This is a genomic window from Pseudomonas sp. NC02 (genome assembly GCF_002874965.1).
GTDB lineage: Bacteria > Pseudomonadota > Gammaproteobacteria > Pseudomonadales > Pseudomonadaceae > Aquipseudomonas.
Genome location: NZ_CP025624.1, coordinates 1216616 through 1229537, shown reverse-complemented (window position 1 = coordinate 1229537; position 12922 = coordinate 1216616). Strand labels below are relative to the sequence as shown.

Annotated in this window: 11 protein-coding genes; 4 read left to right on the top strand and 7 right to left on the bottom strand. The window is 61.3% G+C overall.

Annotation, left to right across the window (positions count from 1 at the left end):
- Window positions 1-6: 6 nt before the first annotated feature.
- Window positions 7-774 (bottom strand): sulfite exporter TauE/SafE family protein, encoded by a 768-nt coding sequence (locus C0058_RS05645; protein WP_003209649.1) that lies wholly within the window; start codon window positions 772-774, stop codon window positions 7-9.
- Window positions 775-873: 99 nt separating this feature from the next.
- Here C0058_RS05645 and C0058_RS05640 point away from each other — a divergent pair, with 99 nt between their 5' ends.
- The 4 genes from C0058_RS05640 (at window position 874) to leuA (ending at window position 5979) form a co-directional block, all read left to right on the top strand.
- Entirely contained in the window at window positions 874-1764 is an 891-nt protein-coding gene (locus C0058_RS05640) for a LysR family transcriptional regulator (RefSeq protein WP_102368192.1), read from the top strand.
- A 10-nt stretch (window positions 1765-1774) separates the two neighbouring features.
- Complete coding sequence (gene xseA / locus C0058_RS05635) at window positions 1775-3154, top strand: exodeoxyribonuclease VII large subunit (protein WP_003209653.1); 1380 nt, start codon at window positions 1775-1777, stop codon at window positions 3152-3154.
- Window positions 3155-3157: 3 nt separating this feature from the next.
- Window positions 3158-3979, top strand: coding sequence for a peptidoglycan DD-metalloendopeptidase family protein (locus tag C0058_RS05630; RefSeq protein WP_008438272.1), 822 nt, complete (start codon window positions 3158-3160; stop codon window positions 3977-3979).
- Window positions 3980-4299: 320 nt separating this feature from the next.
- The gene (gene leuA / locus C0058_RS05620; protein ID WP_003209657.1) at window positions 4300-5979 is read left to right on the top strand and encodes a 2-isopropylmalate synthase; all 1680 of its coding nucleotides are present in this window, start codon (window positions 4300-4302) and stop codon (window positions 5977-5979) included.
- A 172-nt stretch (window positions 5980-6151) separates the two neighbouring features.
- Here the strand turns inward: leuA and C0058_RS05615 are convergent, their stop codons facing one another.
- The 6 genes from C0058_RS05615 to hisS form a co-directional block, all read right to left on the bottom strand.
- The gene (locus C0058_RS05615) at window positions 6152-6943 is read right to left on the bottom strand and encodes an amidohydrolase (protein WP_102368191.1); all 792 of its coding nucleotides are present in this window, start codon (window positions 6941-6943) and stop codon (window positions 6152-6154) included.
- Complete coding sequence (locus tag C0058_RS05610; RefSeq protein WP_003209660.1) at window positions 6931-8079, bottom strand: pyridoxal phosphate-dependent aminotransferase; 1149 nt, start codon at window positions 8077-8079, stop codon at window positions 6931-6933. Before C0058_RS05610 ends, C0058_RS05615 begins: the two co-directional genes overlap by 13 nt.
- A 109-nt stretch (window positions 8080-8188) precedes the next feature.
- On the bottom strand, window positions 8189-9658 hold the full coding sequence (gene der / locus C0058_RS05605; RefSeq protein ID WP_003209661.1) for a ribosome biogenesis GTPase Der: 1470 nt from the start codon (window positions 9656-9658) through the stop codon (window positions 8189-8191).
- Between the two features lie 139 nt (window positions 9659-9797).
- The gene (bamB, locus tag C0058_RS05600; RefSeq protein ID WP_003209662.1) at window positions 9798-10949 is read right to left on the bottom strand and encodes an outer membrane protein assembly factor BamB; all 1152 of its coding nucleotides are present in this window, start codon (window positions 10947-10949) and stop codon (window positions 9798-9800) included.
- Complete coding sequence (locus tag C0058_RS05595) at window positions 10942-11583, bottom strand: tetratricopeptide repeat protein (protein ID WP_003209663.1); 642 nt, start codon at window positions 11581-11583, stop codon at window positions 10942-10944. The genes bamB and C0058_RS05595 overlap by 8 nt, the downstream gene beginning before the upstream one ends.
- 40 nt (window positions 11584-11623) lie before the next feature.
- On the bottom strand, window positions 11624-12913 hold the full coding sequence (gene hisS / locus C0058_RS05590; RefSeq protein ID WP_003209664.1) for a histidine--tRNA ligase: 1290 nt from the start codon (window positions 12911-12913) through the stop codon (window positions 11624-11626).
- Window positions 12914-12922 lie beyond the last annotated feature (9 nt).

The window sequence follows — 12922 nt, the reverse complement described above, 5'->3', positions numbered from 1 at the left end:
ATCAGGTCAAGTACTCAAGTAACGGGCAATCAAGGCAATGCCACTGGCCAGCACCAGCCAGGTCACCAACCGCACAAACGCCTCACGGGACATGCGCAGGGTCAACCGCCGCCCCGCCCACAGCCCGAGCGCCATGGCCGGCAACAGGCACACCGCCAACATCAACAAGGGTAGCTCGGCATACACGCCCGCGATCAGAAACAGGCTCAGGCGCACCACCGTGCTGCAACTGATCAACGCACTCTGGGTCGCCCGCGCGCCATCCTTGGGCAATCGGCTGTTGAGGTAGATCGCATACAGAAAGCCGCCACTGCCGAACAACGCGCCAAACAGCCCGCCGACAACCCCCATGGGAATCGCCCAGCCGGCTGCCATCTGCGTGGGCTTGGCCTTCACCGCCAGGCTGTAGATCGCATAGGCGCTGATAAACAGCCCCATCAACAGCAGCAATAAATCAGAGTGCAGGTTGAGCAGGAAGATCACCCCAAGGGTGCAGCCAATCGCCATGCACGGCAGTAGCCTGAACAACTCCGGTTTCACCACATCCCGGCGCGATTGCAGAAGGTTGCCGAAGGCCGCGACAAAATCCAGCAGCACCAGCAAGGGGATGATCTTCGACAGCGGCATGAACAGAATCAGGATCGGCCCCGCCACCAATGCGGTACCAAAGCCTGCAATGCCGAACACGATATACGCCAGGGCAATCGCCACGCCGATCACCAGCCAGTCCACACCGCCAAACGACCAATGACTCAACAGCTCGACCGGACTCATGACGTATTCCTTATTAGAGATGGCCATCACTTTAGCCATTGGCAAGCGTTGCGACTAATATCTTCAAAGCCCATCACTCATCTCGAAAAGGCATGACTTGTGATTTCCACCCGGCAATTGCGTTACTTCGTCGAAATCGCCGAGAGCGGCAGCTTCAGCGCAGCGGCCGAGCGGCTGTTTGTGGCGCAATCGGCACTGAGCCGGCAGATCAAGGAGCTGGAAAACCTGCTGCAAACGCCGCTGTTTGAACGCACTGCGCGCCAGCCACGGCTGACGGCTGCGGGAGAGGCTTTTTATCCGCGGGCACGCAACCTGCTGGGCGAACTGCTCAAGGCCAGTGAGATGGCAACGCAAGTGGGCAATGGACAGCTCGGCACGCTGCGAATGAGCCATTCGAGCACGGTGCCGATGAGTGGCCGCCTGCTGCGCGGCATCGTTGCCTGGCTGGAACGATGCCCGGGCGTGTCGATGGACATCGCCAAACTGTCCTCCGAAGCCCAGTTGGAAGAAATCGCCGACGGCCGACTGGAGGTCGGGCTGTTGCGCTTACCGGTGTTGCGCCAGCGCGAAGGCGTGCGCATCGTGCCTTTATATAGCGAGCGACTGTTGCTGGCCGTGCCGCCGAACCACCGGTTGGCCGGGCACACATCCGGTATCGATTTGGCGCAACTGAAGAACGAAGCGTTTATCTCGATCCCTCACCCCCAGCGCGGAGGGCTGAGTTACCTGTCAGCCGAGTTGTGCATGCGTGCAGGATTTTTCCCCAAGGCGGCGCGGGTGATGTCGCGCAAGACCACGCAGTTACAGCTGATCCAGGCCGGATTCGGCATCGCCTTGCTGCCGGAGTCGATGCAGGACATTGCGCCGGCCAACATCCATTTTTTACCCCTGGCCGATCCCGATTGCCAAAGCACCGTCGCCCTCGCCTGCCAGCAAACGCCGAACGCGCTGGTGGAGCAGTTCTGTCAAACCCTGCACGAATGCCTATAAACTGCCGCCCATGATTAAAGATCCCTTTGCCCGTCTGGGCCTGGACCGCGAAGTCCTGACTGTCAGCCAGCTCAACGGCCGCGCGCGGGTGTTGCTGGAAGACGTGTTCACCAATATCTGGGTCGAAGGCGAGATCTCCAACCTCGCCCGCCCGGCCTCCGGCCACGTGTATTTCACCCTCAAGGACAGTGGCGCCCAGGTGCGTTGTGCGCTGTTCCGGCAGAACGCCGCACGGGTGCGCCAGGCGTTGAAAGACGGCCTGGCGGTGAAGGTGCGGGGCAAGGTCTCGCTGTTTGAGGGCCGTGGCGACTATCAGCTGATTCTCGACACGGTGGAGCCGGCCGGTGACGGCGCACTGCGCCTGGCCTTCGACGCGCTGAAGGAAAAACTCAGCGCCGAAGGCCTGTTCAGTGCCGAGCGCAAGGTGCCGCTGCCCGCCCACCCACGGCGCATCGGGATTATCAGCTCGCCCACCGGTGCGGTGATTCGCGACATCATCAGCGTGTTCCGTCGCCGGGCGCCCAACGTGGAACTGACGTTGATCCCGACAGCCGTACAAGGTCGTGAAGCCGTGGCGCAAATCGTCCGCGCACTGAAGCTGGCCGATGCACGCGGCTTCGACGCGTTGATCCTGGCCCGTGGCGGCGGCTCGCTGGAAGACCTCTGGTGCTTCAACGAAGAAGCCGTGGCGCGTGCGGTGGACGCCTGCGTGACACCCATCGTCAGCGCCGTTGGCCATGAGACCGATGTGTCGATCAGCGACTTTGTCGCCGACGTACGCGCCCCAACGCCTTCCGCCGCTGCCGAGCTGTTGGCGCCGGACTCCAGCCACCTGACTCGCCAGGTAGAGAACCTGCACCGCCGCCTAGTGATGCTGATGCGCAACCGCCTGACCCACGACCGCCTGCGCCTGGAAGGCATGGCTCGTCGCCTGCGTCACCCGGGCGAGCGCCTGCGCCAACAGGCCCAGCGCCTGGATGACCTGGACATGCGCCTGCGGCGTGCCTTCGAGCGCAGCCTCAACACCCGTCGCGAGCGTTTGATCCGCCTGGAAACCCGCCTCGCCGGCCAACACCCCGGCCGCCAACTGGCGCTGTTGCGCCAACGCCTGGACAGCCTTGCCGAACGCCTGCCCCGTGCCATGCGCGAAGGCCTCAAGGCCCGTCGCCTGCAACTGCAAAGCCAGGTGCAGACGCTGCACGTGGTCAGCCCGCTGGCGACGCTTGGACGCGGCTACAGCATCTTGCTCGACGAACGCGGCCAGGCGATTCGCAACGCCGCGCAAACCCACACCGGCCAGCGCCTGACCGCGCGCCTCGGTGAAGGCCAATTGCAGGTACGGGTGGAAGACAACCACCTGACGCCCGTCACCCTCTCGTTACTGGATTGATTGATGCCACGCTTTTTAAGTTTGTTGATGCTGCTGTGCCTGACCTTTAACGCCCATGCCGACAGCTACATCACCCGCCTGCTGAACAAGCCGGTGCCCGGTGGCGTGGCGGTGGTCGACCTCGGCACTTCGGCCACGGCGCCCAAAGCCACCTACATGAACCGCCCAGTGCTGGTGGTGAAGGAGCAAAACAACTGGCTGGCGATTGTGGGCATCCCGCTGACGGTCAAGCCCGGCACCCAACGCATCACCAGCGGCAGCCAGAACCTGCCGTTTGTCGTGGGCTTCAAGAAATACCCCGAGCAGCACATCACCCTGAAGAACAAGAGCCAGGTGAACCCGGACCCGGCGCAACTCAAGCGCATCGAAGGCGAGCTGGCGGTCCAGCTCAAGGCGTATCGCAGTTTCAGCCCGAACACGCCGAGCAACCTGCTGCTGGACAAGCCGGTGAACGGGCCGCTGTCGAGCAAGTTCGGCGTACGACGTTTCTTCAATGGCGAGGAGCGGAATCCGCATTCCGGCCTGGACTTTGCCGTGGGCGCCGGCACGCCCATCAAGACCCCAGCAGCGGGCAAGGTGATCCTGACCGGCAACTACTTCTTCAACGGCAACACCGTGTTTGTCGACCATGGCCAGGGCTTTATCAGCATGTTCTGCCATATGTCGAAGATTGATGTGAGCGTGGGCCAGCAACTGGCCCGTGGTGCGGTGGTGGGCAAGGTCGGTTCCACCGGCCGGGCGACCGGGCCGCATATGCATTGGAACATCAGCCTGAACGACGCACGGGTGGATCCGGCGATCTTTATCGGCGCGTTTCAGCCCTGATGCTCAATTGCGCACCCGGCAACGGGTGCGCAAACAAAACACCCCCACGCACAATTCTCAACCATAAAATCTCGTTTTCCTCAGCAATAGCAGAACTTCTCTCAATTTTTTCCGACTGCTTGCCATCTTTCACCCCGGCGGTTAGGGTTGGACCTATGAAAACCTCTCACACCCTCATTCAGCTCCGCCAGCACCGCAGCCTGTGCCTAGTCAGCGCACGACTGCCAGGCTGAATCGATCTGCCTCGTCTTCCGCTTTATCCCCAATAACAGTTTTACGGCAGGCCGCCTTTTCTCGGCCCCTAGACAAAGGATTTCCCGATGAGCATGCTCAAAGACCCGTCTTCGAAGTACCGCGCGTTCCCGACCATTGATATCCCGGACCGCACCTGGCCTTCGAAAACCATCACCACCGCGCCGATCTGGTGCAGTTCCGACCTGCGCGACGGCAACCAGTCGCTGATCGAACCGATGGACGCGGTGAAAAAGCTGCGTTTCTGGAAGACCCTGGTGGCCGTCGGTGTGAAGGAAATCGAAGCCTCCTTCCCGGCTGCGTCGCAAACCGATTTCGACTTCGTACGCACCCTGATCGAAGACAATCACATCCCCGAGGACACCACCATCCAGGTGCTGACCCAGGGCCGTGAAGACTTGATCGCGCGCACCTTCGAATCCCTGCGCGGGGCGAAGAAAGCCATCGTTCACTTGTACAACGCCACCTCGCCGTCGTTCCGCCGCATCGTGTTCAACCAGGACAAGGACGGCATCAAGGCGATCGCGGTCAACGCGGCCAAGCTGTTCGTCAAATACGCCGCCCAGCAGCCGGAAACCCAGTGGACCTTCGAATACTCGCCAGAGACGTTCAGCGCCACTGAGCTTGAGTTCGCCAAGGAAGTCTGTGACGCGGTGATCGAGGTCTGGAACCCGACGCCTGAGCACAAGGTGATCCTCAACCTGCCAGCCACCGTCGAGTGCGCCACCCCGAACATCTATGCCGACCAGATCGAGTGGTTCGGCCGTCATATCAACCGTCGCGACAGCGTGATCATCAGCCTGCACACCCACAACGACCGTGGCACCGGCGTAGCCGCCACCGAGTTGGGCCTGATGGCCGGCGCCGACCGTGTCGAAGGCTGCCTGTTCGGCAACGGCGAGCGTACCGGTAACGTCGACCTGGTCACCGTGGCCTTGAACATGTACACCCAGGGCCTCGACCCTCAGCTGGACTTCTCCGACATCGACGGTATTCGCAAAGTCGTCGAAGAGTGCAACCAGATCCCGGTGCACCCGCGTCACCCGTACGTCGGCGACCTGGTTCACACCGCCTTCTCCGGCTCCCACCAGGACGCGATCCGCAAGGGCTTCACCCAGCAGAAAGACGACGCATTGTGGGAAGTGCCGTACTTGCCGATCGACCCGGCCGACATCGGCCGCAGCTACGAGGCGGTGATCCGCGTCAACAGCCAGTCGGGCAAAGGCGGCATCGCCTACCTGCTGGAGCAGGAATACGGCATCAGCTTGCCGCGCCGCATGCAGATCGAGTTCAGCCAGGTGGTACAGGCCGAAACCGACCGCGTGGGCCTGGAGATGACCGCCGCGCAGATCTACAGCTTGTTGCAGCGTGAATACCTGCAAGCCAACATTCCTTACGCGCTGGTCAGCCATCGCTTGCAGGAAGAGAACGGCAACAGCTCGGTGGAAGTTGAAGTCTCCGGCAAGGGCCAGGGCGAAACCAACCTGCGCTGGCACGGCAAAGGCAACGGCGCCCTGGAAGCGCTGGTGGCCGGGCTGCCGATTGGTGTGGAGATCATGGATTACAACGAACATGCGATTGGCGCCGGCACCAATGCCAAGGCGGCGGCCTACATCGAGCTGCGAGTGAACGGTGAGCGTCCGGTGCATGGCGTGGGCATTGATGAAAACATCACCACGGCGAGCTTCAAGGCGGTGTTCAGCGCGCTGAACCGCTCGTTGAGCCAGCTGGAAGCGAAAGCGGCATAAACACTGACCGCTGAAATGCGAAAGGCCCCGGGATGAGAATCCAGGGGCCTTTTTTATGATCGTTCCCACGCTCCGCGTGGGAATGCAGCTCGGACGCTCCGCGTCCCGAAGCGTGACGCGGAGCGTCACAAGAGGCGTGCCCACGCAGAGCGTGGGAACGATTTAAAATCCTTCAGGTGAACTCAAAGCTGTCCGCATCCAGGTTCGCCGGGAAGCGTGTGCGGTACTCCGCCAATTCCGCTGCGTCCAGGCACACCTGAAACACCCCGTCCGCCTCCCCTGCGCTCAGCAGGCTTTCGCCCTGGAAGTCCACGACCTGGCTGTCGCCGGTGTAGGCAAAGCCCTTGCCGTCCGTGCCCACCCGATTCACCGCCGCCACGTAGCACAGGTTTTCAATGGCCCGTGCCGGCAGCAGACGGTTCCAGTGCTGGCGACGTGCGCCCGGCCAGTTGGCGGTGTACAGCAGCAAGTCAGTGTCCTGGGCGTCACGACTCCACACCGGGAATCGCAGGTCGTAGCAGATCAACGGACGAATCCGCCACCCCTTGAGTTCGAACTGCACCTGGCGCTCGCCGGGGGTGTAGTGGTCGTGTTCACCGGCCATACGGAACAGGTGACGCTTGTCGTAGTGCAACACCTCACCATCCGGTCGCGCCCACAGCAGGCGGTTGCGGTGGCTGCCATCGGCGGCCTGGATGATCACGCTGCCGGTGATCACCGCGTTGTACTTCTTCGCCTGGGCCTGCAGCCATTGATGGGTGGGGCCGTTTTCAGGCTCGGCGAGGGTTTCCGATTCCATCGAGAAACCGGTGGTGAACATCTCCGGTAGCACGATCAGGTCGGCACCCTTGGCCTGTTCCAGCAGCAGTTCAAAATGCTCCAGGTTGGCCTGGCGGTCGTGCCAGGCCAGGGTGGTTTGCACCAGGGCGATGTTCAGGTTGGGCAGTGCACTCAGATCACGCATAGTTTCTCGGCTGCTTGACGCAGCGTCTCCTCGCGTTTGGCAAAGCACAGTCGCACCAGGCGCTGGCCTTGCGGTGGGTTCCGGTAGAACACCGAGACCGGGATGGTTGCTACGCCATGCTCGCGGGTCATCCATAGCGACATGGCGACGTCATCCAGGTCCGGGCGAATCTGTGAGTAATCCACCAATTGAAAGTAGGTACCGGCCACCCGGGTAAAGCTGAAACGCGACGGTTCCAGCAGGTCGCAGAACAGGTCGCGCTTGGCTTGATAAAAAGCCGGCAGCTCCTCGACGTGTTCCGGGTGTTCGGCCATGAAGTCTGCCAAAGCGTACTGCAACGGGGTCACGCCGCAAAAGTTGACATATTGATGCACCTTGCGCAGCTCGGCGCTGAGGGCTGGCGGCGCGACCACGTAGCCGGTTTTCCAGCCGGTGACGTGGTAGGTCTTGCCGAACGAACTGACCACAAACGCACGCTGATACAGCTCTTCGTGAGCCAGCACGCTGACGTGGGGCACACCGTCGAACACCAGGTGCTCGTAGACCTCGTCGCTGACCAGGTAGATGTCGCGGTCGCGGATCAACTCGGCCAACTGGTCCAGCTCGGCACGGCTGATCAGGGCACCGGTGGGGTTATGCGGGCTGTTGAGGATGATCATGCGGGTGCGCGGCGACAGCGCAGCGCGCAGTTGCTCGAAGTCCAGGGCGAAATCATCCAGGCCCAGTTGCACGTGTACGCAGCGACCGCCTGCCAGTTCCACAGAAGGCTCGTAGCTGTCGTAGGCCGGATCGAACACGATGACTTCATCACCGCTGCGGATCACCGCCTGGATCGCACAGAAGATCGCTTCAGTGGCGCCTGGGGTGATGGTCACTTCGCTGTCGGCATTCACCGTTGCGCCATAGCTGCGGGCGATCTTGGCCGCCACTTGCTGGCGCAGTACCGGCAGGCCGGTCATCGGGGCGTATTGGTTATGGCCCAGGGCAATGTGTCTGCCCACTCCATCGAGCAACTCCTGGGGCCCGTTAAAGTCGGGAAAGCCCTGGGACAGGTTGAGCGCACCGGTTTCGGCAGCGAGTTGCGACATGGTGGTGAAGATGGTGGTGCCGACATTCGGCAGCTTGCTGGTGATCATCGGTGCGCCCCTTGCGGTGAGCCCCAAGTTTTAAGCTGCATGCCGCGAAGGGTCAACCGCCAGGCACAAAAAAAGGGCTCCGAAAGAGCCCTTTTTCAACCGATCAGGATCAGCGCTTGTCGCGGCGCTTTTTGTCGGCCTTCTTGTGGTGCGTCATCATCCGGCGCTTTTTGTTTACCTGGCGGTCGGTGAGGCTGTTCTTGTTACCTTCGTACGGGTTCTCGCCACCCTTGAACTCGATACGGATCGGCGTACCGACCAGTTTCAAGACGCGGCGGTAGGTATTTTCCAGGTAACGCACGTAGGACTTCGGCACCTTCTCCAGCTGGTTACCGTGAATCACGATAATCGGCGGGTTGGCACCACCCAAGTGAGCGTAGCGCAGCTTGATCCGACGGTTGTTGACCATCGGCGGCGCGTGCTCGCTGACCGCATCTTCAAGAATCTGGGTCAGGCGGTTGGTCGGCCAGCGGGTAACCGCGGACTTGAACGAGTTCTGCACCGAGGCGTAGAGGTTACCCACGCCGGTACCGTGCAGTGCCGATATAAAGTGGATATCGGCAAACTCGACGAAGAACAGGCGACGCTGCAGCTCGACCTTGACGTAGTCGCGCTCGCTCGGCGTCATGCCGTCCCACTTGTTGATCGCAATCACCAGGGCGCGACCGGCTTCCAGGGCAAAGCCCAGCAAGTTCAGGTCGTGGTCTACCACGCCTTCGCGGGCGTCCATGACGAAGATCACCACGTTGGCGTCTTTGATCGCCTGCAGGGTTTTCACCACGGAGAACTTTTCAACTTCTTCGTGGATCTTGCCGCGCTTGCGCACACCGGCAGTGTCGATCAGCGTGTACTTCTCGTCGTTACGCTCGAACGGGATGTAGATGCTGTCGCGAGTGGTGCCCGGCTCGTCATAGACGATTACCCGGTCTTCACCGAGCATGCGGTTGACCAGGGTCGACTTGCCGACGTTCGGACGGCCGATGATCGCGATCTTGATACCGTCTTTTTCGCTTGGGCCAGGAATGCGCTTGGCTTCCTCGCCTTCGGCAACGATTTCTTCTTCGCCTTCGACTTCATCCACGTCATCACGCGGGAAGTCGCGCAGGGCGATTTCCAGCATCTGGGTGATGCCGCGACCGTGGGCACCGGCGATCGGGATCGCGTCGCCCAGGCCCATCGGGCTGAACTCGGCGCGGGCCATTTCAGGATCGATGTTGTCGATCTTGTTGGCCACCACGTAGGAACGCTTGTTGCGCTTGCGCAGGTGCTCGCCAATCATCTGGTCTGCAGCGGTGTAGCCCGCGCGGGCGTCCACCAGGAACAACACGACATCAGCTTCTTCAATGGCCAGCAGCGATTGCTCGGCCATCTTTTCGTCCATGCCATGCTCGTCACCGGAGATACCACCGGTGTCGACAATAATGTAGGAGCGCCCTTGCCACTTTGCCTCACCGTATTGGCGATCACGGGTCAGACCGGACAAGTCGCCGACGATGGCGTCGCGAGTCCTGGTCAGGCGGTTGAACAAGGTGGACTTGCCGACGTTCGGTCGGCCCACCAGGGCGATTACGGGAACCATGCGGCTCTCCACTTCGTTATTTCAGAAAATACAAAAGCCGCTGCAAGGCAGCGGCTGGTGCTCGGGGCAGCGCTCGAAAGCGCCGCATGCCCTGCCGAAGCAGGGCCGCCTGGGAATTACCCCAAGCATAGTCAAACCATTACTTGATGGTCAGCGCTTCCAGTTTGCCGCTGTTGCCATACACGTAAAGCATGTTACCTACCACCAGCGGACGGGCACGCAGGCCGTCGCTGTCGATACGTTCGCGACCCACGAAGCGACCGTCCACCTGGCTCAGCAGGTGCAGGTAACCTTCAAAGTCGCCTACCGCCACGTAGCTGGAGAACACTTCCGGTGCCGACAACTGACGGCGGGCCAGGGAGTCGTTGCTCCACAATGCAGTGGTGGAACGCTCGTCGACACTTTCAACGGTGCCGGACGCCAGGCTTACGTAGACGCTGCCAAACCCTTGGGCGACACCGGCGTAGCTGGAAGCATCACGCTGCCAGTTGATCCGGCCGCTCTGCACGTCCAGCGCCGCAACACGGCCCTGATAAGTAGCGACGTAAAGGGTATCACCCGACAGCAGCAAGCCACCGTCGATGTCCACTACGCGGTCCAGTTCCGAACGACCTTGAGGAATCGCGACCCGGGTTTCCCAGGCCGGGACGCCGTTCTGGGTGTCCAGGGCGACCACTTTACCGGTCGACAGGCCTGCCAGTGCCAGGTTGCTGGTCACAACCGGACCGCTGGTACCGCGCAAGGTCAGGACCGCCGGCGTACTGTCATACAACCAGCGCTGGTTACCGGTGGCGGCGTCAAGGCCGATCACACGGTCATCCTGGGTCTGCACGACAACCACGTCACCGTTGGTAGCAGGCGGCGAGAGCACTTCACTGGTCACGCGAGCGCGCCATTTCTCTTCACCGGTGCTCGAATCCAGTGCCACGACGTCGCCTTTCAGCGTGCCGAGCATCACCAGGCCAGAACCCACGCCAACGGCGCCGGACACAGGCAGTTCGAGGTCTTTCTTCCACTTGACGTCGCCGTTCATGCGATCCATGGAGACCACAACACCGGTGGAATCAGCGGCGTAGATAGTGTCACCGTCGATCGCCGGGACCATCAGGTTGTACAGATCGCCCTGACCGTCACCAATGGAGCGGCTCCACTGCTTTTGCAGGACCACTTCTTCCTTGAAGCTGGTCAGCTCGGCCGGAGGCAGTTCTTTTTTGCTGTTACTGCTGCAACCCGCGGCCAAAACGGCCAGAGCCAGCAATGCTGCATGTTTCCAACGGATCACGTCACGCATCCCCTTTGGCCAAGTCGTCGAGCTTGATTTGTAAGCCACCGACCGCCGCTTCATCAGACAGCGCCGCCTTGGCTTTTTGGTACGCAGCATTGGCTTCGTCGGTACGACCCAATTGGACCAGGAGGTCGCCCTTGAGCTCTTCACGAGTGGCCAGGAATGCCTTGTCAGCATCGCCGTCGAGCAGCTTCAGTGCTTCGTCGGCCTTGTTCTGTGCCGCCAGTACCTGAGCCAGACGCTGACGTGCGATTTCACCCAGTGTCGGGTTGGCCGGCTTGTCGGTGATGGCTTTCAGCTCGGAGGCGGCGTCATCCAGCTTGCCGTTGTCGACCGCAACTTTTGCGACGAACAGGCTGCCGTATTGCGCGTAGGTGCTACCGCCGAATTCGCTCTTCAGCTTGCCGGCCAGGTCTGCAACCTGGGCCAGGTCAGGCTTGCCGTTTGGCGTCAGCGTGGTTTCCAGCAGTTGCTGATAGATAATCGAGGCGCCTTGCGACTGGTTAGCCTGATACTTGTGCCAGGCTTGCCAGCCGAACACCACTACTAAAGCCAGCAAGCCGCCAGTGACCAGGGGCTTGCCGTTGCGCTGCCACCAGTCTTTGAACTCGGCCAGCTGGTCATCATCAGTACTCGACACCCCAATACTCCTTAATCGCTAAATCGGCTGTTTGACAGCTTCAACCCTGCACGATGCAGGTGGCCAGGTGCGCTGCAAGCGCATCAAAGGCAATGCTTTGTTGTTCACCCTGACCACGCAGGGGTTTGAAACTTACCACTTGCTGGGCCAACTCATCATCACCCAGGATCAGTGCATACAACGCACCGCTCTTGTCGGCTTTCTTGAACTGGCTTTTGAAGCTGCCGGCGCCGGCATTGACTTGCAGGCGCAGGTTCGGCAGTTGGTCGCGCAGTTTCTCGCTCAGGGCCAGGGCAGCCAGTTCGGCCGCCTCGCCAAAGGCACAGAAGTACACGTCCACCTGACGGGAGATTTCTTCGGGAACCTGCTCCAGGGTTTCCAGCAGCAGGATCAGCCGCTCGATGCCCATGGCAAAACCTACGCCGGTGGTCGGCTTGCCGCCCATCTGCTCGACCAGGCCGTCGTAACGACCACCGGCACACACCGTGCCTTGGGCGCCGAGCTTGTCGGTGACCCACTCGAACACGGTCTTGCTGTAGTAATCGAGGCCACGCACCAGTTTCGGGTTGATGACGTAAGGAATACCGGCTGCATCCAGGCGAGCCTTGAGGCCCTCGAAGTGGATACGGGACTCGTCGTCAAGGTAGTCGGCCATTTTCGGCGCGTCCACCAGTACGGCCTGGGTCTCGGCGTTCTTGGTGTCCAGTACCCGCAGCGGGTTGGTTTTCAGGCGGCGCTGGCTGTCTTCGTCCAGCTTGTCCAGGTGGGCCGACAGGAATTCCACCAGGGCTTCGCGGTAGCGGCCCCGGGATTCGCTGGTGCCCAGGCTGTTGAGTTCAAGCTTGACCGCATCGCGGATGCCCAGCATGCCCCACAGGCGCCAGGTCAGCACGATCAGCTCGGCGTCGATGTCCGGACCGTCTAGGTTGAAGACTTCCAGGCCGATCTGGTGAAACTGGCGATAACGGCCTTTCTGCGGACGCTCGTGGCGGAACATCGGGCCGATGTACCAGAGCTTCTGCGGCTGGCCACCGCCGGTGAGACCATGTTCGAGCACCGCACGCACACACGCGGCAGTACCTTCCGGACGCAGGGTCAGGGAGTCACCGTTGCGGTCTTCGAAGGTGTACATCTCTTTTTCGACGATGTCGGTCACTTCACCGATGGAGCGCTTGAACAGCTCGGTGAACTCGACGATCGGCATGCGGATCTGCTTGTAACCGTAGTTATCCAGCAGGCGCGCGACAGTGCCCTCGAAGTAGCGCCACAGGGGCGTCTGCTCAGGCAGGATGTCGTTCATGCCACGAATGGCTTGCAGAGACTTGCTCACATCAAATCC